This window comes from Azospirillum largimobile (assembly GCF_977007025.2).
Map to the genome: position 1 here is coordinate 259,484 of NZ_CDRMUA020000005.1, position 19,300 is coordinate 278,783.

Sequence of the window (19,300 nt, forward strand, 5' to 3'; positions counted from 1 at the left end):
CGGGACATGACGGCGTGCGGACTCGATTTCGGCACCTCGAACACGACGCTGGGCGTGCAGGACGCCGGCGGCTTCCGGCTTCTGGCGCTGGACGGCGTGCGCACCACCCTGCCGACGGCGGTGTTCTTCGATTTCGAGCATGACCGGACCACCATCGGCCAGGAGGCCATCGACGCCTATGTGTCGGGGGTGGAAGGGCGGCTGATGCGCTCGATCAAGTCGATGCTCGGCACCGACCTGATCGATGCCGACACCGCGCTACGCAAGGGCCGCATCAGCTTCCGCGCGGTTATCGGCACCTTCCTCGATCTGGTGAAGGCGCGGGCCGAACAGGCGCTGGGGGGAGAGCTGGGCGACGTGGTGGTCGGGCGTCCGGTCCATTTCGTCGACGGCGACCCGGCCGGCGACGCCGCTGCGGAGGAGACGCTGGGTCAGATCGCGCGGGCCGCCGGATTCCGCAACGTCTCCTTCCAGTTCGAACCCATCGCCGCGGCGCTCGATTACGAGCAGCAGGTGGCGGGGGAGGAACTGGCGCTGATCGCCGACATCGGCGGCGGCACCTCCGACTTTTCGGTCGTGCGCATCGGGCCGGAGCGGCGCGGCAAGGCCGATCGGGCCGGCGACATCCTGGCCAATGACGGCATCCGTGTCGGCGGCACCGATTTCGACCGCGACCTCAGCCTTGCCACCGCGATGCCGGAACTGGGGCTGGGCAGCGCCATGAAGCGCGCCGGGCTGCTGGCGCCGCGCAGCATCTATTTCGATCTGGCGACCTGGTCGAAGATCAACTTCCTCTACACCGCCAAGGCGATGGCCGAACTGGAGCGCCTGCAGCGCGACTCCGCCGAGCAGGAGAAGATCGAGCGCCTGATCGGCGTGGTCGAGCACCGGCAGGGCCACGCGCTGGCCATGGCGGTGGAGCGCACCAAGATCGCCTTGTCGGACCGCGACGCGGCGGATCTGGCGCTGGACTGGGGCGACGGCGAACTCGCCCTGGCGGTGGACCGGGAGGCGCTGAACCGCGCCACCGGCTCGCTCGCCGCCCGCATCGGTTCGCGCATCCGCGACTGTCTGGCGGATGCGGGCGTGACCGCCGACCGCATCGACGCGGTGTTCCTCACCGGCGGCTCCACGCTGCTGCCGCAGGTGCGCGCCGCGATCCTGGCCGAGGCGCCGGGCGCACGGGTGGTGGAGGGCAACATCTTCGGCTCGGTCGGCCTGGGGCTGACGGTGGAGGCGCTGCGGCGGTATGGGTGAGGGGCGGCTTCGATTGCCCCCACCCTAACCCTCCCCCGCTGGGCGGGGGAGGGGATAAGTGCTTGTTCGGAAAGGCAGCGGCAGTCCCTCCCCCGCCCAGCTCTCGCACAAAGCTCTGCTTTGTGCTGACGCGGCAGGCGGACCGTAGGTCCGCTGAGAGCGGGGGAGGGTTAGGGTGGGGGTCTAACTCCGCCTCGCTGAACTCCGCCTCACTGCACCACGATGCGCGGCGCGGCACGGCCGCCGGTGCCGCCGCCGATCTTCTCCCACAGGCGGGTGGCGATGCGGCGGTAGGACTGGGCGTGCTCGGACTCCGGCTGCGACACCACGATCGGCTGGCCCTGGTCGGAGGTCTCGCGGATCGACAGGTGCAGCGGGATCTCGCCCAGGAACTCCATGCCCAGGGTGTCGGCTTCCTTGCGGGCGCCGCCGTGGCTGAAGATGTCGGTGCGGTGGCCGCAGTTGGGGCAGCAGAAATAGCTCATGTTCTCGATGATGCCCAACACTGGCACATCGACGCGGCGGAACATGTTCAGCCCCTTGCGGGCGTCCAGCAACGCGATGTCCTGCGGGGTGGAGACGATCACCGCACCGGCCAGCGGCACCTGCTGGGCCATCGTCAGCTGGGCGTCGCCGGTGCCCGGCGGCATGTCCACCACCAGGATATCGAGCGTGCCCCAGTTGACGTCGCGCAGCATCTGCTGCAGCGCGCTCATCACCATCGGCCCGCGCCAGATCATCGGCGTGTCCTCGGCCACCAGGAAGCCCATGGACATGACCTTGACGCCGTAATTCTCCATCGGCTCCAGGCGCTTGCCGTCGGGGCTGTTGGGGCGGCCGGCGATGCCCATCATGCGCGGCATCGACGGGCCGTAGATGTCGGCGTCGAGCAGCCCGACCTTCAGCCCGTTGGCGGCCAGCGCCAGCGCGAGGTTGGCCGAGGTGGTCGATTTGCCGACGCCGCCCTTGCCCGAGGCGACGGCGACGATGGCTTTCACGCCGGGGACCAGCGGCTTCTGCGGATCACCCTGCGGCGCACCGCCATGCGAATGCCCGTGCGAGTGCCCGCCATGCGAATGCCCCTGCTGCGGCGCGGCCTGGGGCGCGGCACGATGGGCGGTCAGCACCGCGGTGACCGACAGGACGCCGGGGAGGGCGTCCACGGCCTTTTCGGCGGCGTGGCGCAGCGGCTCCGCCTGGGCGCCGCGCTTGGGGTCGACTTCGATGGAGAAGGCGACATGGCCGTCACGCACCACGAGGCCCGACAACATGCCCAAGCTGACGATGTCGCCGCCCCGGTCCGGGTCGACGACGGTCTTCAGCGCCTGCATGACTTGAGCTTCGCTGATCTGCGCCATGGTTGAAAACTCCGCTATCTTCCCGATATTGGCGGATATCCGTTGGTGGAATCCTTGCCGAAGGGTATGGGGGACTATAGGACCGACGGAGGACATCGGTAAAGGGAGGCGCGGGGCCATGCCATTGCGCTTCCACATCATGGGACGAATCGCAAAGTAAGGGGGACTCACTCGGATGCCGTGGAACAATCAAGGAGGGGGCGGCGGTGGCGGTCCCTGGGGTCCCCCGCCGGGCAACAACGGCCCGGGCAACCCGTGGGGCCGGCCCCAGGGCGGGGGAAATGGCGGCGGTGGCGGCGGCCCGCAGCCTCCCGACCTTGAGGATCTCCTGCGCCGGAGCCAGGACCGGCTGCGCCGCGCCATGCCCGGCGGCTTCGGCAGCGGCCGGGGCGTGGCGCTGGTCGTGGGCGTGCTCGCGCTGATCTGGCTCGCCAGCGGCATCTATCGCGTCGAGGCGGACGAGCAGGGCGTGGTCCTGCGGTTCGGCGAATGGACGCGCACCGAACAGCCGGGCCTGCGGTATCGCCTGCCGTCGCCGATCGAGACGGTGTTGCTGCCGAAGGTCACGCGCGTCAACCGGATCGAGGTCGGCTACCGCTCCTCGGCCGGCGGCGGCCGCAACGACCGCGACGTGCCGGACGAATCGCTGATGCTGACCGGCGACGAGAACATCGTCGACATCGATTTCACGGTGTTCTGGGTCATCAAGGACGCCGGCAACTACCTGTTCAAGATCCGCGATCCGGAATCGACGGTGAAGAAGGCCGCCGAAAGCGCGATGCGCGAGGTCATCGGCCGCACCGACCTGCAGCCGGCCCTGACCGAGGCCCGCCAGCAGATCGAAACCTCGACCCGCCAGCTGCTCCAGGCCATGCTGGACGAATACCAGTCGGGCATCGAGATCACCCAGGTCCAGCTGCAGAAGGCCGATCCGCCGCAGCCGGTCATCGACGCCTTCAACGACGTGCAGCGCGCCCGCGCCGACCGCGAACGCGCCCGCAACGAGGCGGAAGCCTACCGCAACGACATCATCCCGCGCGCCCGCGGCGAGGCGGAACGACTGGTGCAGGAGGCGTCGGCCTATCGCGAGCAGGTGGTCAGCCTGGCGCAGGGTGACGCCGACCGCTTCCGGAAGGTGTACGAGGCCTATGCGCTGAACAAGGACGTCACCGCCCGGCGCATGTATCTGGAGACGATGGAGGAGATCTTCCGCGGCCGGAACAAGATCATTGTGGACGGGTCGGCGCAGAACGTCGTGCCGTACCTGCCGCTGAACCAGCTGGCCCCGAACGCCACCCCGGCCCCGCAGCAGGCGCCGCGCCAGGCTCCGCCGGCCAATTCCGGCGGCAACCAGGGCGGGCCGCGGCCCGGCACGCAGACGCAGCCACAGCCGCTGTCGTCGCTGCCGCAGAACCCGCTGATGTCCGGCCAGTGAGGAGGATCGCATCATGAACCGCACCCTCGCCATCGCCGGCATCGGCATCGTCGCCCTCGGCATCATCGCCTCGTCGTCCCTGTTCACCGTCAATGAGGCCCAGCAGGCGCTGATCCTGCAGTTCGGCGAACCGCGCCGGGTGATCCAGGAGCCGGGCCTGCAGGCCAAGATCCCCTTCATCCAGGAGGTCCGCCTTCTCGACCGCCGCGTGCTCGATCTCGATCCGCCGGTGGAGCAGGTGATCCTGGCCGACCAGAAGCGCCTGGACGTCGACGCCTTCGCCCGCTACCGCATCCAGGACCCGCTGCGCTTCTACCAGACCGCCGGGACCGAGGCGGTGGCCGAAACCCGCCTGAACTCCATCGTCAACTCGGCGCTGCGCCGCGTGCTCGGCAACGTCACGGTGCTGGCCGTCCTGTCGGACGAGCGTGCCCGCATCATGACCGACATCAAGGGACAGGTGAACGACGAGGCCAAGCGCTTCGGCATCGAGATCGTCGACGTGCGCATCCGCCGCGCCGACCTGCCGGAGGAGACCAGCCAGTCGATCTTCGCCCGCATGCGGTCGGAGCGCGAACGCGAGGCGTCCGAGGCGCGAGCCCAGGGCCAGGAGCAGTCGCAGCAGATCAAGTCGCGCGCCGAACGCGAACGCACGGTGATCATCGCCGAGGCCCAGCGCGACGCGCAGATCCTGCGAGGCGAAGGCGACAACAGCGCGTTGAAGCTGATCGCCGAGGCGACGTCGCAGGACCCCGGCTTCTACGGCTTCTACCGCTCGCTGGAGGCGTACCGGAAGTCGCTGAACGGCAACGACACCACCATGGTGCTGTCGCCGAACGGCGAGTTCTTCCGCTACTTCAGCGGTCCGGGTCCGCAGGCGGGGGGCGCTCCGGCCGCCGCGCAATCGGCTCCCCAGGCGGCTCCGCCTGCCGCTGCGGCCGCTCCGGCGCAGTAAGGCCGAAGGTCCGCATACGAACGGCAAGCGGCCGGGTCGGGGTTTCCCCCGATCCGGCCGTTGCTTTGCCGGGCCCAAGGTGCGCGGCAGCTGTGGAAAGAAATCGGCGGGCCTGTGATTTCCGCTGGTGCCGACTGGACCGGCACGCCATCTTGCGGCCATACTCTTGGACCAACACATATATGGCCCAGAACTGGGCGGCCGCTCCCGTCCATGGAACCGGCCGGACGTCTGGTAGGGAGACCACGTTGATTCGCATACCCAAATTCGAACCCGCCGCGCGGGGCGCCGTGGCCGGGGCCCGGCCGCGTAAGGCGGGCGTCCGGCCGCTGGTCGCCGCCATCGTCTGGGGCATGACGTCGGTCATCGGCGGCGGCGCCGTCATCGGCGCCTTCGCCGGTGCCGCACCGGCCCAGGCCCAGGCGGCGACGCCCAACCGCAACGCGCCGGGCAGCTTCGCCGATCTGGCGGAAAAGCTGCTGCCGGCGGTCGTCAACATCTCCACCAGCCAGAGCGCGCCGCAGCGTCCGCAGGGGCCGCGGCCGGAGATCCCGCAATTCCCGCCGGGCTCGCCCTTCGAGGATTTCTTCCGGGACTTCTTCGACCGTCAGCAACAGCAGGACCAGCCGCAGCGCAAGGCGACCTCGCTGGGTTCCGGCTTCGTCATCGACGCCAAGAACGGCTATGTGGTCACCAACAACCACGTCGTTCAGGACGCCGACGAGATCACCGTCATCCTGCAGGACGACACCAACATCAAGGCGGAACTGGTCGGCAAGGACAGCAAGACCGACCTCGCGCTCCTGAAGATCAAGACCAGCCACCCGCTGGTCGCGGTGCCCTTCGGCGACAGCGACGCCATGCGCGTCGGCGACTGGGTCTTGGCGATCGGCAACCCGTTCGGCCTGGGCGGTTCGGTCACCGCCGGCATCATCTCGGCGCGCCAGCGCAACATCGATGCCGGTCCCTATGACGATTTCCTGCAGACCGACGCCTCGATCAACCGCGGCAATTCCGGCGGCCCGATGTTCAACCTGAACGGCGAGGTCATCGGCATCAACACCGCCATCTTCTCGCCGTCGGGCGGGTCGGTCGGCATCGGCTTCGCCATCCCGTCCAACCTGGCCAAGCAGGTGGTGGCGCAGTTGAAGGAATACGGCAAGACCCGCCGCGGCTGGCTGGGCGTGCGCATCCAGGCGGTCACGCCGGAGATCGCCGAAAGCCTCGGCCTGCCCGGCCACAAGGGCGCGCTGGTCGCCTCCGTCACCCCGGACGGCCCGGCCGCCAAGGCCGGCATCCAGGCCGGTGACGTGGTGACGAAGTTCGACGGCAAGGAAATCGACGAGATGCGGCGCCTGCCGCGCGTCGTCGCCGAAACCTCGATCGACCGGGCCGTTCCGGTCGAGGTCTGGCGCAAGGGCAAGGCCCAGACCATGCAGGTCAAGGTCGGCGAACTGGAAGCCGCGGAAGAGCAGGGCCTGCTCGCCGCCAATCCGGACGAGAAGCAGCAGCCGAAGGACAAGGCCCCGGCCCAGAAGCCGACCGAATCGCTCGGCATGAAGCTGACCGGCATCACCCCGGAACTGCGCCAGCAGTTCGAGATCAAGCCCGACCTGAAGGGCGTGGTCGTCACCGAGGTGGCCGGCAACTCCACCGCCGCGGAGAAGGGCCTGCGCGCCGGCGACGTCATCCTGGAAGTCGGGCAGGAAGAGGTCCGCAAGCCGGAGGACGTCACCGCCAAGGTCCAGAAGGCCAAGGAGCAGAGCAAGAAGTCCGTCCTGCTCCTGGTCGACCGCAAGGGCGACCTGCGCTTCGTGGCGATTCCGCTCAGCTGATCGGCGGCGGGCGAAGAACAGGGGCGTCGGCGGGAGACCGCCGGCGCCCTTTTCGTTTGTGCGGGTTCGTATGTGCCTCGAAGGGGCGCGGTGCGCTTCTACGTCCGGTCCAGCATCATCGCCACCGCGACCGTACCGGCCAACAGGGCGCAGAGGACGGCGACGATGGCGAGGCTGCGCAGGAATTGGCGGAACTCCCCCTGCTTCCAGGCGCTCCGCCCCAGCAGCGCCAGATAGCCCGCCACTGCGGCGGCGATGATCTGCCAGCCCATTCCAGTCTCGACCCTGCCCAGCATCGTCTTCGGCCCATCCCCGCCATCGGGGAGGCAGCATGGAAAAGCGCATGCGCGGCCGGTCCTGGTCAAGCCGTACGACCATGGCCGGGTTGTTCCCTATATCGAATGGTGGGGGTCTCCATTCGGGTTATCTGTTGGCATCACCACCGCAGGAGCCGTGACTTCAACTTCGTGTGAGAAAAATGCGGCATGGCTCGCTTATGAGGCGCAGCCATACGCAAATAAGTGGTGGTTAACAAAGCAGTTAACGCTTTCGCACACTGTAATGTTCGCTGCTGTGATATCTTTGGATCCGGAAATCTTGGGGAGGCTTTGCGCATATGCCCAATGCGTTCTTCTTTTAACTCCGGAGAGTGGTACCGTAGGACACGACACGGGGGTAACCTCCCCCTAAATAACGGCCTGCCGAAGCTGTCGAGGGGTAATCGGCCAGTCGCCAATGCGTCGGGATCTTCCTTCGTGCAGCGGCCACCACCGGCCCAACCGTCGGCCATCACCTGATGATGCTCGGTTCAAAATTGCGGGAGCGGACAATGGACACAGTGCGCGCTTTTCTTATCGACTCGAACAAGCTGTTTCGCGAGGGGCTGAAGCGCCTCCTTGACGATTCGCCCTTCCAGATCCTCGCGGAGGCGGGAAATCTGCGCGAGGCGCTGGGTTCGGTCGAAAACGGCCTGAAGCCGCAGCTCCTTCTCCTCGACCTGCAGAATGGCGGCGACGAGGAAGCGGAAGGGATGCGCCGTCTGCGTGCCCTGCTGCCGGACACCCGCATGGTCATCCTGACCAGCGACCTCTGCACCCGCCGCCTCGCCAACGCGCTGGAGGCCGGCGCCGACGGCTATCTGATGAAGGATCTGTCGTCCGACGCGCTCGCCCAGTCGCTGAAGCTGGTGATGATGGGCGAGAAGGTGTTCCCGACCCATCTGGCGGCTCTGCTGATCTCCGGCCGCGTCAACGGCAACGGCACCGAGATGCCGGTGTCGCGCAAGGGCCTGTCCCAGCGCGAGGTGCAGATCCTGCGCTGCCTGCTGAACGGCGACAGCAACAAGATGATCGCCAACCACCTGAACATCACGGAAGCCACCGTGAAGGTTCACCTGAAGAGCCTGCTGCGCAAGATCAACGCATCGAACCGCACCCAGGCCGCCATCTGGGCGCTGAACAACGGCATCGGCGGCGAGTTGGCCGGGGCCGGCGCGGTCGCGGCTGCCGCGAACCAGTAACCCGCCTGTCCATTGCGCTCACCTGACCCTCCCCCGCCATCCCGGGGGAGGGTTCTTCCCGTTTGCTTCTTCCGTCTGCTTTTGCCGCTTACTTGGCGAACAGCTGCGACATGTCGGCGAAGGCCTTGAACTCCAGGGCGTTGCCGGCGGGGTCGAGGAAGAACATGGTGGACTGTTCGCCCACCTGCCCCTTGAAGCGGGTGTAGGGCTCGATCACGAACTTCACCCCGGCGGCCTTCAGCTTTTCGGCCAGTGCGTCCCAATCGGCGGGCTGCAGAACGACGCCGAAATGCGGCACCGGCACGTCGTGGCCGTCCACCGGATTGTGGTGGGCCGGGACGGCGTTGGGGTCGCGCGGCTTCAGATGGGCGACGATCTGGTGTCCGAACAGGTCGAAGTCGATCCACTCGTCGCTGCTGCGCCCCTCCGGGCAACCGAGTACGGTGCCGTAGAAATGACGGGCGGCGGCCAGATCGTCGACCGGAAAAGCGATGTGGAAGGGCGTCAGGGTCGTCATCGGGGGCGTGGCCTTTCGGTACCGGTTGGCACATAGCTGTTGGTGTGCCCAGCAGACCCGATCCCTCCGGACTTGACAAACGAGTTCTCGGGCGGAGACTTATGAGTTCAACTCATGAGTCGGTTCGCCCCATGCCAGACCGCGTCCTGCCGTCGCTCAACGCCGTCCGCAGCTTCGTCGCGGTGGCCCGCCATCTCAGCTTTACCAAGGCGGCCGACGAACTGGCGGTGACCCAGGGCGCCGTCAGCCGCATGATGCAGACCCTGCAGGCCGATCTGGGCGTGGAGCTGATCCGCCGCGTCGGCCGCGGCATCGAACTGACGCCGACCGGCGCCGCCTTCTATGGCGAAGCGTCGGCGGCGCTTGACCGCATCGCGGCGGCGGCGCGGGCGGCCCGCGCGCAAGACGGCGGGGTTCTGCGGGTCAGCGCGCTGCCCACCCTGACCCAGCGCTGGCTGATCCCGCGGCTGAAGCGCTTCCAGGCTGAAAATCCCGACATACAGGTCGAGGTCGGCATCGGCGAGCATCGCGTCGATTTCGCCAAGGAGCGGATCGACGTCGCCATCCGCTATGGCGTGGAGGACTGGCCGGGGGCTGAGATGGCGACGCTGATGCCGGAGACGATGGGTGTCTTCTGCGCGCCCTCGCTGCTGGAACAAGGGCCGCCGCTGCGCCGCCCGGCCGATCTGGCGCATCACCGGCTGTTGCAGCACACCACCCGGCCCGATTCCTGGCGCGTCTATCTCTCCGCCTTCGGTTTGACGCTGCCGGAGGCTGCGCTGTCGCTGGCCTTCGAGCATTTCTTCATGATCATCGAAGCGGCGTCGGCCGGCATGGGAGCGGCGCTGCTGCCGGTCTTCCTGGTGGGCGACGATGTGACATCGGGCCGGCTGGTCCAGCCGATGCCGGAGACCCTGCGCCCGCGCGGCTGCTACCTGATCGCCCACGCGCCGGGTGCGGAGCGGGCGCGCCGCGTCCGCCGCTTCAAGGACTGGCTGCTGACCGAGGTGGAGTAGGCGTTACTCCAGCGTCCCCGCCACCTCATGCCGGTCCTCCGCCGTCGTCAGGATAGTCTCCACCGCGATGCGCAGGCCGGCGACCACCTGTTCGACGGCCATCGACGGGGAACCCGGGTGGCGCACCGCCTGTTCGGGGGCCAGCGGGATGTGCAGGAAGCCGACGCGCAGGGACGGGCGCCGGACCGCCCGCAGATGGCAGGCGCCGTAGAACAGGTGGTTGCAGACGAAGCTGCCGGCGCTGTGCGACAGGCCGGCGGGGATGCCGGCGTCGCGCAGGGCGGCGGCGATGGCCTTCACCGGCAGGCTGGTGAAATAGGCCGCCGGACCGCCCGCCGCCACCGGCGCGTCCACCGGCTGGTTGCCGGCATTGTCGGGAATGCGGGCATCGTCCAGGTTGACGGCCACCCGTTCCAGCGACAGCTCCGCCCGGCTCTGCGCCTGCCCGACGCCGAGCAGGGCCACCGGGTCCGTCTCCGCCACCGCAAGGTCGAGCGCGTCGAGCGACGCGCCGAAGACGCAGGGCATCAGGCGGGCGGCGATGCGGTGGCCGCGGCATTCCCAGCCGTCGAGTTGCCGCACCGCTTCCCAGGACGGGTTGACGGCCTCGCCGCCGAAAGGCTCGAAGCCGGTCAGCAGGATCGTCGGCATCGAGCCCCCTCGGTTATACCAGGTCCGTCCGCTCCCAGGACGGTGTCGGCAGAGTCATGCCGTGGTTGCCGCGATAGGCCGCGACCTCCGGCGACGACCAGCCCTCCAGCAGGGCCGGGTCGAGCCGGTAGACCTCGACGCCCAGCGGGCGGCAGACCTCCAGAGGGTCGCGGGCGTCCGGTCCCCACAGCGGTACGCTGAGATCGCCGCCGGGGCAGGTGGACAGGGCGCACAGCAGGTCGATCTCGGCGAAGAACTCCAGGAAATCGCCCTTCTTGGCCGGGCAGGCCTTCATGAAATACTTGTCCTCGGCATTCAGCCCGGTGACCTGGAAGACGTTCAGCACGTCATGCACGTCGAACTCGGTCAGGCCGTAGGGAGCGATGGCGCGGGTCAGGTTGGAATGGCAGTGGTGGTGGAAATCCTCGCCCGTCAGCATTCGGTTGACATAGGGATCGCAGCGCGTGCCCAGCAGGTCGTGGACCCGGCCGCCATACTCGTCGATGCCGTAATCGGCCAGCGTGTCGTGGGTGATGGTCGCCAGCGGCCGCAGATAGGGCAGGGTCGACCACAGCCGGTCGAAGGTGCTGACATGCGCCTGCTGGAGCTGCCGCGTGCGCGAGGCCCAGAAGCGTTCGCGCGGGTTGTGACGGTTCCAGATGTTCAGGTCCGCGACCTGCGGCCCCTCGACGGTGACGATACGGAAGACATGGCCCGCCGGCACGGTCCAGGCACGGCCGGAGCGGATCGGCACCACGAAGCTGTCCACCAGCTCCCGCCCCTCGGTCTGCGACCCGATGCGCCCGTAGAAGGCGCGGTCGACGTCGAGCGCAGACCCTTTGCTGGCTTGGTAGGCAGCGGGATAGCTGGGCATCGCGGTCTCCTCTGGGGTTGATCGGGCCGGTCGGCGATCATGGCCAGGGAGGAGCACCGCGAGCAACAGCTGTTCGCACAGCCGCTCTTCGGACCGACCCGCTCAGGCCGCGGCGGCGGCCAGGACGCGGGTCTGGCGGGCGACCTTCTCGAAGGCGCGTTCCTCGATCTGGCGGATGCGCTCGCGGCTGACGCCGTAGCGGACCGACAGGTCCTCCAGGGTCAGCGGGCTGTCCGACAGGCGGCGGCTGGTCAGGATGTCGCGCTCGCGGTCGTTCAGCACGCCCATCGCCTCGTGCAGCAGGGCGCTGCGCTGGCGGGCCTCGCCGCGTTCGACCAGCGAATCCTCGACCGACGGACGCTCGTCGGTCAGCAGATCCTGCCATTCGGCCGAATCGCCGTCGGCGCTCATCGGGGCGTTGAGCGAGGCCATGGGCGCCGACAGGCGGCGGTTCATGGCGACGACGTCGTCCTCCGGCACCGACAGGTCGGTGGCGATGCGGGTCACGCTGTCGGGCTGCAAGTCGCCGCTGCCGTATTCGCCCAGCTTCCGCTTCAGGCGGCCCAGGCTGAAGAACAGTTTCTTCTGCGCGGCGGTGGTGCCGATCTTCACGAGGCTCCAGGACCGCAGGATGTAATCCTGGATCGAGGCCTTGATCCACCACATCGCGTAGGTGGACAGGCGGAAGCCGCGTTCCGGCTCGAATTTCTTGACGGCCGTCATCAGGCCGAGATTGCCTTCGGCGATCAGGTCGGACAACGGCAGGCCGTAGCCGCGATAGCCGCCGGCGATCTTGACGACGAGACGGAGGTGGCTGGTAACCAGCTTGTGCGCCGCATCGACGTCGCCATGCTCAGTCCAGGCCTTGGCCAGCATGTACTCGTCCTCGGCCGTCAGGACCGGGTAACGGTGCGTGTCGTTGATGTAGCGGGACAGCGATTCGCCGGAATCTGGCGAACGAAGGGCAACAGCGGTGCTCATGTCACATCCTCGTGCAAAGCGATATGACGGGTGCAGGACCCCCGGAATGGCGAGCCCAGGCCTCTCCGGCGGAGCAGGCAGGCATATAGTACAAAATCGGTGCTGAAAGTCAAGCTTGGCGGTCGGGTATCGCAGCGGGCGCAGCCGCCGATTGACCTTCCTCTGTGCGCGCGAAGCCGGAGCGTGGCAGGACCGAACCGTCGCCGGGCACCATCGCGAAGGAACCGCATGCCATGAAAATCGCTGTCGGCACCAAGGACTTCGAGACCATCGCCACCCATGGCGGCCGCACCCGCCGCTTCCTGGTCTATGAGGCGGAGGCCGGGGGCGACCCGGTCGAGACCGGCCGGATCGAACTGGCGGAGGAGGAGGTCCTCCACCTCTGCGGCGACGGCCGGCCGCACCCGATCGACGCGGTGCGGGTGGTCATCACGGGATCGTCCGGCTCCGGATTCGTCGCGCACATGAAACGCCGCGGCATCGAACCGGTGACGACGACGGAGACCGATCCGGTCCGGGCGATCCGCGGCTGGTTCGCCGGAACGCTGGCCCCCGCCGCCGAACCGGAGCACCCGCATGAGCACCATGACGGCCACCATCACGGCGACGGGTACCGCCACTGAGGGGCTGCGGATCAGACCGGGAAGCTGACGCTGGCGGTCGTGCCGGCGGCGTCGCTGTCGGTGGACAGCGTATCGCCCAGCTGGCCGGCCAGCGCCTCGGCCAGCATCAGGCCGTCCTCGGCGGTGGTGTCGAAGCCGGCGGGCAGGGCGCGGCCGTTGTCCTCCACCGTCAGGCGGGCACGGCCGCTGTCGCCCTGCTGGCGCACGGTGATGCGGATCCAGCCGTCGTCGGGGAAGGCGTGGTGCAGGCAGCTGGTCACCAGCTCCGCGATGATCAGGCCGAGCGGCATCGCCTCGTACAGGCCGATCTGGATCGGGTCGGAATCGACCGTCACGGGCACGCGGGACAGGGCGCCCGGTGTGCCTTCGCGCACCGCCTCGCACAGGGCGGTGACGTAGCGGCCAAGGTCGACATGGGTGCCGGCGCCGCTCTCGTGCAACTGGCGATAGAGGATCGCCAGCGCCTCGATGCGCACCATCGTCTGTTCGTAGGCGGCGCGGGCATCGGGGTCGCGGATGCGGCCGGCCTGCAGCTTCAGCAGGCTGATCACCAACTGCAGGCTGTTCTTGGCGCGATGCTGGAGTTCCCGAAGCTCGGCTTCCAGCTCCTGGATGCGCGCCGTCAGCCGGTCGGCCGGGGACGCCCCCGACGCGACGCCGTCGCCCGGCTGGTCCGGAGGAGAGTAGGCGGCCTGGGACCGCGGAAGCATCGGCATGGGAACGGACTCGGCTCGGTCATCACAGGTAAGCATCGTCGAAAACATTCGTCAATCTAAGCGCTTGTCCGGCAGGCCCCACCGGTTCTGAGGGAGTAACCCGCCGCGCCTAACCGTTAAGTCCGAGGCGCCATGACGGTCGTGCCGCAACCCGCCGGCCCCGGATGGGCATGCGGATGGGAGCGGGCGGGTGCCCGCCGAAAGATAGGTTGTATCCGTCGGTTGCACTGGCAAGAGTGGCCGCATGACGATGCGAAAGATGTTGGTCTGGGGCCTGCTGCTGACGGCCCTGTCGGGCGGCTGCGCCGCCGTGGTCGGGGCCGGCGGCGGCCTTCGCAACCCGGAAATTGTCACCGCCAGGGAGGTGCCGCTCGACCGCGGCCGGCCGGAGAAGGCGGCGGTCGGGCCCTTGCGGTTCCTGGGTGGGCTCGAGATCGCCGGGGGTAACCGGGTCGGCGGGCTGTCCGGCCTGTGGGTCCACCCGGCCGGCGAGCGGTTCGTCGCCGTCGGCGACACCGGGCTGGTGGTCGATGGCCGGCTGCGGACCGACGCCGCAGGGCGCTTGGCCGGGATCGCAGAGGTCCGCGCCCGCCCGTTGCCGGTGGAGGAGGGGGTTTCCCGCCGCAAGCGCCGCACCGATGCGGAGGATCTGGCGCGTCTGGACGACGGCAGCTGGCTGGTCTCGCTGGAGCGCGACCACCGCATCCTGCGCTATTCGGCCGGCGACCACGGACCGGAAGGGACGCCGACGCCGATCCCCTTGCCGCCGGAGGCGGAGGACGGTTCGGAGAATGGCGGGCTGGAGGCGCTGACCCGCCTTCCTGACGGCCGGCTTCTGGTCCTGGAGGAGGGCGAGGACGACGGCCGGCAGGAGCGCCGCGCCTGGATTGCGGGAGTAGGGATTACGGGGGTAGGGATTACGGGAGCAGGGATCACAGGCCGGGACTTGCCGAAGGACGCCGTGCCGCGCAACGCGGCGGACTGGCAGCCCCTTGCCTACCGTGCTGCACCCCGCTACCGGCCGACCGGCGTCGCCCCGCTGCCCGACGGCGGCGTTCTGGTGCTGGAACGGCGGGTATCGCTTCTGGGCGGCTGGTCGTCGCGCTTGGTCCGGGTGGCGCCGCAACAGCTGAGCGCCGGCGCCGTCATCGAGGGGGAGGAACTCGCCCGGCTGGAGTCGCCCCTGCTGAACGATAATTTCGAAGGCATCGCCACGCGCCCCGGACCGGCGGGGGAAACGCTGGTCTACCTGATCTCCGACGACAATTTCAGCTCGCTCCAGCGCACCTACCTGCTGCAGTTCGCCCTGGACGGGCCGTCCTCCTGAAGGCCCCACCGCCTCCGACCAAAGTCGGACGGGGCGAAGCCTGCTGCGGATTTGACAGCACGGCGCCCTTGCGGCTAGCTGCCTCCGGATGCTTGCGGAGGAAACAATCATGGCGGCAAGCGATAAGCTGGGCGCGGCGCGGGCCGCTGCCGCACCGGCGGTTCCGGCGATGATCCCCGGGCTGAGGCAGGCGGCGCTGCTGACCCTGCTGGCGATGCTGGCCTTCGCCGCCAACTCCATCCTGTGCCGGCTGGCCCTGACCCGGACCGCCATCGATCCGGCCGGATTCACCCTGGTGCGGATCGCCTCCGGTGCCGCCAGCCTGTGGCTGATCGCCCGCGCGACCGGGCATGCGAAGCCCGGAGCGGGCAGTTGGCGCGGTGCGGCGGCGCTGCTGGCCTATGCGGCGGCCTTCTCCTTCGCCTACCTGACCATGACCGCGGGGACCGGGGCGCTTCTGCTGTTCGGGGCGGTGCAGGCCACCATGATCCTGGTCGGACTCTACCGTGGTGAACGGCTGGTGGCGCTGCAGTGGGGCGGTCTGGCTCTGGCATTCTGCGGGCTGGCGCTGCTGCTGGCGCCGGGCCTGTCGGCCCCCGATCCGCTGGGGGCGCTGCTGATGGTGGCGGCCGGTGCGGCCTGGGGCGTCTATTCGCTGCTGGGACGGGCCAGCCGCGATCCGATCGCCACCACCGCCGGCAATTTCCTGCGCGCCGTTCCGATGGCAGCGGCGTTGGCCCTGCTGTCGGCGCTGGCCGGGCCGTTCACCGGCGGCGGACTGCGCTGGGATGCAGGCGGGCTGCTCTACGCCGTCCTGTCCGGGGCGTTGGCGTCGGGGGTGGGCTATGCGATCTGGTACGCCGCGTTGCCGGCCCTGACCGCCGCCCGCGCCGCCTCGGTGCAGTTGAGCGTCCCGGTCATCACCGCGCTGGCCGCGGCGCTGGCGCTTGGCGAGCGGATCACGCCGACGCTGGCGGTCTCCTCCGTCGCGGTACTGGGCGGCATCGCGCTGGTGATCGTCGGGAAGCGGCGGGCTTGAGGGGGGTCTTCGCCCCGCGAGGTCACACGGGGACCGTCTGCGTCCGTTCCAGCGCCATGAGGTCGGCGGGACGGCTGCGCAGGCGTCCCGGTGGAAAGAGCACGGTGGCGGTGGTGCCGCGCCCCAGCACGCTGGACAGCACGAATCGCCCGTCCTGCATCTCCACCAGCGACTTGACCAGCGGCAGCCCCAGCCCGGTGCCGGCATAGCGCCGGGTGTGGGAGTTGTCGACCTGATGGAACGGCTCCATCACCTGCTCCAACTCGACCGTGGGGATGCCGATGCCGGTGTCGCTGACCCGCAGGCGCAAGCTGCGCGCCGCCCGATCAGCCTCCACCGCGATCCGGCCGCCGGGCGGCGTGAACTTCACGGCATTGGACAGCAGGTTCAGCAGGATCTGCCGCACCGCGCGGGCGTCGGCGTACAGGATGGGCAGGGGATCGTCCAGCTTCGCAGACAGGGTCACGCCCTTTTCGAGCGCCAGCTGCTCCATCTGGCGCAGGCATTCGCCGATCAGGTCCTCCACCGCCAGTTCCTCCTGGTGCAGGACGTATTTGCCCGATTCGATCTTGGTGGTGTCGAGGATGTCGTTGATCAGGCTCAGCAGATGCTGGCCGGACCGGCGGATGTCGCCGACATACTCGGTCTGCTTGGGCGTCATCGCGCCGAAGATGCCGCTTTCCAGCGCCTCCGCGAAGCCGATCACCGCGTTCAGCGGGGTGCGCAGTTCGTGGCTCATGTTCGCCAGGAACTGCGTCTTGGCCCGGTTGGCGGCGTCGGAGACCTGCTTGGCGGCGATCAGCTCCGCCTCGATCCGGTGGCGGGCGGCGATGTCCTGGATCAGCCTGTGCTGGCTGTCGCGCAGCGCCCGCTCGCTGCCCTGCAGATCGGCCATCGCCCGTTCGCGCCGCCCGGCCTCGCGCAGCAGGGCCAGCATCATCAACCCGATCACCAGCGTGCCGGCGAGGCCGGCGGCGGCCAGCATGACGGCCTTGGACTGCCAGGGGGCGAGCACCGCGTCGCGCGACGACGACACCGTAACCACCAGCGGCATTTCGGCCGAGGCGCGGTAGCTGAGGATGCGTCGCGGCCCGTCGGCCGGGCTGTCCAGCAACTCGGTGCCGGCCGGTGCCTCCTTCAGCAGGCGGGCGAACAGCGGCAGATGGCGGGCCGAGCGGCCGATATAGGTCTCATGGTCGGGAAAGCGGGCCAACACCGGCCCGTCCGCATGATAGAGCGTCACCACGGCATCGCCGGGAAGTGCCAGCGTTCGGTAGAGGCCGCGGAAGGCCGTCGGCTCCATCACCGCGACCACCACCCCGGCGAACCGCCCGTCCGGGGCGTTCAGCCGTCGGCTCATGCCGATGAACCAGTTGCCGGAGGTGCGCCCCCGCGCCGGATTGCCGACGAAGACCCCGTCGGCTCCGCCGGCGACCAGCCCTTCGCGGTGAGCCATCAGGTAGTCACGGTCCGACAGGTCGAGGTTGGCGGGGGTCAGCGTCTGGGTGTCGTGAACCAGCCTGCCGTCGGCGGCGACCACCAGCATGGCGCGGATCAGCGGCGACTGGCTGGCCTGACGGCGCAGCAGGGCATGCACGTCGGCATCGCCCCGTTCCCAACTGTCGCCGCGGACGGCCAGCACTTCCGCCACGCCGGCCAGGATTTTCGATACGCCCGAAAAGCTGTCGGTCGCATGGCGCTCCAGCACCAGCGCCATCGCTCCGTTCTCTTCCCGTGCCCGGGTGACGGTCTCGCTACGCTCATGCAGAAGGTCGTAGCCGATCATGGCGTTGAAGCCGACGATCAACGCCACGCCGAAGGCACCCATTCCCCCTTTGAGACGCGAGATCAACCGACGGTCCGCCGTGTCCGATCATGGATCTACCGATGCTACACCGCGAACACCAATGCCGGAAGTCGCCTTTTCGTGGAAGAGGTGATGAGCTTGTTCTCCTAAAGCCGGACGGTGGAGCTGGAGAAGCGCTCTGCGGTCGAATGGCCGATGGAGTTCAACGCCACCGCCGCACCCAGCGCGATCACCGCCGCGGCGGCAAAGCCGAGGATCATGGCCTTCATCTCTGGTCTCCCTTTTTTGGATTCGGCATGCTTGGATTCGGCGCATAAAAGCAAAGCGGCACCGGCGGCGCAATCCGCGCTTTCCCGGAGTCGGAACATCGAATTCCGGGCCGGCGTCAGACCTCGTCCGGATCCACCACCGAGAGCGAGATGACGTCGCTGTCGATCAGCACCTTGCCCGCATGCTCGAAATTCACGGTGATGCGGTTGCGGATGGCCGACTGCACCTGCCCCAGCCCCCAATCGGGCTGGTCCGGGTGGCGCACCCAGGCGCCGGGCACCAGCGAATCGTCCATGTCGCGTCCCATCCGTCAGTCTATTGTACATAGGAAATGCGACCGCCTGTGCGGCGGCGCCGTGAGAGTATAGAATCGCCGGCACCGCGCCGTCGCCGCTCCTTTTTTCCACCGGAGACCGTCTCGTGACCGAATCGCCTTCCCAACCCGTCAGCGTCGACATCCGCGTCCTGGAATTGCTGGCGTCGAAGCTGTGCCACGATCTGGTCAGCCCGGTCGGCGCCATCCGCAACGGCCTGGAACTGATCGAGGAGATGCAGGAGGACGAGGATGGCGGCGGGGCCGGGGGCGGGTTGGCCGGCGGCTTCCTGGGCGAGGCGGTGAAGCTGATCGACCATTCCTCCGGTCAGGCGGACCGCCGGCTGCGGGTGTTCCGGCTGGCCTACGGGGTGGCCGGGCGCGACCAGAAGGGGTTCGGCGACGCCCGCAACTCCGCCGCCGGCTATCTCGAGGGCGGCCGCACCCGGCTGGACTGGCCGGAACGGGTGCCGCACGACATGACGGCCCAGCGCCGCGGCGTGGTGAAGCTGGTGCTGAACCTCATCCTGCTGGCGGACGAGGCGCTGACCCATGGAGGCCTCGTGTCCGTCGCGGCCGACGGAGACGAGACGGCCGGCCGCATCACCGTGACCGCCGCCGGCCGCCCCGGCACCCTGAATCCGGATGCCGCCGCGGCCCTGGCCGGCACGGCCGCGCCCGATGCGCTGACGCCCCGCACCATCCACGCCTATCTCGCCGGACGGCTGGCGGAGAGCGACGGATTCCGCATCGCCGTCGCCACCGAAAGCAGTGAGCGGCTGGTCTTCACCGCGGAGTGGTGAGGCT

General features: G+C 68.8%; 20 protein-coding genes. 10 read left to right on the forward strand and 10 right to left on the reverse strand.

What is annotated here, in order from left to right; genetic code table 11:
• Positions 1-6 precede the first annotated feature (6 nt).
• The gene (locus ACWPKK_RS25915) at positions 7-1,257 is read left to right on the forward strand and encodes an Hsp70 family protein (protein ID WP_452010176.1); all 1,251 of its coding nucleotides are present in this window, start codon (positions 7-9) and stop codon (positions 1,255-1,257) included.
• A gap of 209 nt (positions 1,258-1,466) precedes the next feature.
• Here ACWPKK_RS25915 and apbC read toward each other — a convergent pair whose 3' ends face one another.
• Positions 1,467-2,615, reverse strand: a complete 1,149-nt coding sequence (gene apbC / locus ACWPKK_RS25920; RefSeq protein ID WP_452010178.1) for an iron-sulfur cluster carrier protein ApbC — start codon at positions 2,613-2,615, stop codon at positions 1,467-1,469.
• Between the two features lie 175 nt (positions 2,616-2,790).
• On the opposite strand from apbC, the gene hflK reads away from it, so the two are divergent.
• The 3 genes from hflK to ACWPKK_RS25935 all read left to right on the forward strand — a co-directional run bounded on the left by hflK (position 2,791) and on the right by ACWPKK_RS25935 (position 6,840).
• Positions 2,791-4,050, forward strand: coding sequence for an FtsH protease activity modulator HflK (gene hflK / locus ACWPKK_RS25925; protein WP_452010180.1), 1,260 nt, complete (start codon positions 2,791-2,793; stop codon positions 4,048-4,050).
• 13 nt (positions 4,051-4,063) lie between these two features.
• On the forward strand, positions 4,064-5,005 hold the full coding sequence (gene hflC, locus ACWPKK_RS25930) for a protease modulator HflC (RefSeq protein WP_452010182.1): 942 nt from the start codon (positions 4,064-4,066) through the stop codon (positions 5,003-5,005).
• A gap of 353 nt (positions 5,006-5,358) precedes the next feature.
• On the forward strand, positions 5,359-6,840 hold the full coding sequence (locus tag ACWPKK_RS25935) for a DegQ family serine endoprotease (RefSeq protein WP_409017840.1): 1,482 nt from the start codon (positions 5,359-5,361) through the stop codon (positions 6,838-6,840).
• Between the two features lie 98 nt (positions 6,841-6,938).
• Here ACWPKK_RS25935 and ACWPKK_RS25940 read toward each other — a convergent pair whose 3' ends face one another.
• A complete protein-coding gene (locus tag ACWPKK_RS25940) occupies positions 6,939-7,136 on the reverse strand; it encodes a hypothetical protein (protein WP_324869003.1) in 198 nt (65 codons plus the stop codon).
• A gap of 533 nt (positions 7,137-7,669) precedes the next feature.
• Between ACWPKK_RS25940 and ACWPKK_RS25945 the strand changes: the two genes are divergently transcribed.
• Complete coding sequence (locus ACWPKK_RS25945) at positions 7,670-8,359, forward strand: LuxR C-terminal-related transcriptional regulator (RefSeq protein ID WP_014189689.1); 690 nt, start codon at positions 7,670-7,672, stop codon at positions 8,357-8,359.
• A gap of 88 nt (positions 8,360-8,447) precedes the next feature.
• Here ACWPKK_RS25945 and ACWPKK_RS25950 read toward each other — a convergent pair whose 3' ends face one another.
• Entirely contained in the window at positions 8,448-8,876 is a 429-nt protein-coding gene (locus ACWPKK_RS25950) for a VOC family protein (RefSeq protein ID WP_452010186.1), read from the reverse strand.
• Positions 8,877-9,007: 131 nt separating this feature from the next.
• Between ACWPKK_RS25950 and ACWPKK_RS25955 the strand changes: the two genes are divergently transcribed.
• On the forward strand, positions 9,008-9,892 hold the full coding sequence (locus ACWPKK_RS25955) for a LysR substrate-binding domain-containing protein (protein WP_452010188.1): 885 nt from the start codon (positions 9,008-9,010) through the stop codon (positions 9,890-9,892).
• A gap of 3 nt (positions 9,893-9,895) precedes the next feature.
• Here ACWPKK_RS25955 and pcp read toward each other — a convergent pair whose 3' ends face one another.
• The 3 genes from pcp to rpoH form a co-directional block, all read right to left on the reverse strand.
• Complete coding sequence (gene pcp, locus ACWPKK_RS25960; RefSeq protein WP_452010191.1) at positions 9,896-10,543, reverse strand: pyroglutamyl-peptidase I; 648 nt, start codon at positions 10,541-10,543, stop codon at positions 9,896-9,898.
• Between the two features lie 13 nt (positions 10,544-10,556).
• Entirely contained in the window at positions 10,557-11,417 is an 861-nt protein-coding gene (locus tag ACWPKK_RS25965) for an urea carboxylase-associated family protein (protein WP_452010193.1), read from the reverse strand.
• A gap of 102 nt (positions 11,418-11,519) precedes the next feature.
• Positions 11,520-12,398: an RNA polymerase sigma factor RpoH gene (rpoH, locus tag ACWPKK_RS25970; RefSeq protein WP_452010195.1), complete on the reverse strand. Its 879-nt coding sequence runs from the start codon at positions 12,396-12,398 to the stop codon at positions 11,520-11,522.
• 233 nt (positions 12,399-12,631) lie between these two features.
• Here rpoH and ACWPKK_RS25975 point away from each other — a divergent pair, with 233 nt between their 5' ends.
• The gene (locus tag ACWPKK_RS25975) at positions 12,632-13,021 is read left to right on the forward strand and encodes a NifB/NifX family molybdenum-iron cluster-binding protein (RefSeq protein ID WP_452010197.1); all 390 of its coding nucleotides are present in this window, start codon (positions 12,632-12,634) and stop codon (positions 13,019-13,021) included.
• Positions 13,022-13,032: 11 nt separating this feature from the next.
• Here the strand turns inward: ACWPKK_RS25975 and ACWPKK_RS25980 are convergent, their stop codons facing one another.
• Positions 13,033-13,737, reverse strand: coding sequence for a sensor histidine kinase (locus ACWPKK_RS25980; RefSeq protein WP_149222947.1), 705 nt, complete (start codon positions 13,735-13,737; stop codon positions 13,033-13,035).
• Between the two features lie 244 nt (positions 13,738-13,981).
• Here ACWPKK_RS25980 and ACWPKK_RS25985 point away from each other — a divergent pair, with 244 nt between their 5' ends.
• The gene (locus ACWPKK_RS25985; RefSeq protein ID WP_452010200.1) at positions 13,982-15,064 is read left to right on the forward strand and encodes an esterase-like activity of phytase family protein; all 1,083 of its coding nucleotides are present in this window, start codon (positions 13,982-13,984) and stop codon (positions 15,062-15,064) included.
• Between the two features lie 169 nt (positions 15,065-15,233).
• Positions 15,234-16,103 carry a DMT family transporter gene (locus ACWPKK_RS25990; RefSeq protein WP_452010770.1) on the forward strand — a complete coding sequence of 290 codons (870 nt, stop codon included), beginning with the start codon at positions 15,234-15,236 and terminating at the stop codon, positions 16,101-16,103.
• Positions 16,104-16,125: 22 nt separating this feature from the next.
• On the opposite strand, the gene ACWPKK_RS25995 is transcribed toward ACWPKK_RS25990, so the two are convergent.
• The 3 genes from ACWPKK_RS25995 to ACWPKK_RS26005 all read right to left on the reverse strand — a co-directional run bounded on the left by ACWPKK_RS25995 (position 16,126) and on the right by ACWPKK_RS26005 (position 18,475).
• The gene (locus tag ACWPKK_RS25995) at positions 16,126-17,931 is read right to left on the reverse strand and encodes a sensor histidine kinase (protein ID WP_452010202.1); all 1,806 of its coding nucleotides are present in this window, start codon (positions 17,929-17,931) and stop codon (positions 16,126-16,128) included.
• A 125-nt stretch (positions 17,932-18,056) separates the two neighbouring features.
• Positions 18,057-18,179, reverse strand: coding sequence for a hypothetical protein (locus tag ACWPKK_RS26000; protein WP_310115319.1), 123 nt, complete (start codon positions 18,177-18,179; stop codon positions 18,057-18,059).
• A gap of 116 nt (positions 18,180-18,295) precedes the next feature.
• Complete coding sequence (locus ACWPKK_RS26005) at positions 18,296-18,475, reverse strand: DUF3553 domain-containing protein (RefSeq protein ID WP_324868992.1); 180 nt, start codon at positions 18,473-18,475, stop codon at positions 18,296-18,298.
• 125 nt (positions 18,476-18,600) lie between these two features.
• Between ACWPKK_RS26005 and ACWPKK_RS26010 the strand changes: the two genes are divergently transcribed.
• Positions 18,601-19,296, forward strand: coding sequence for a histidine phosphotransferase family protein (locus ACWPKK_RS26010; RefSeq protein WP_452010206.1), 696 nt, complete (start codon positions 18,601-18,603; stop codon positions 19,294-19,296).
• Positions 19,297-19,300: the final 4 nt, after the last annotated feature.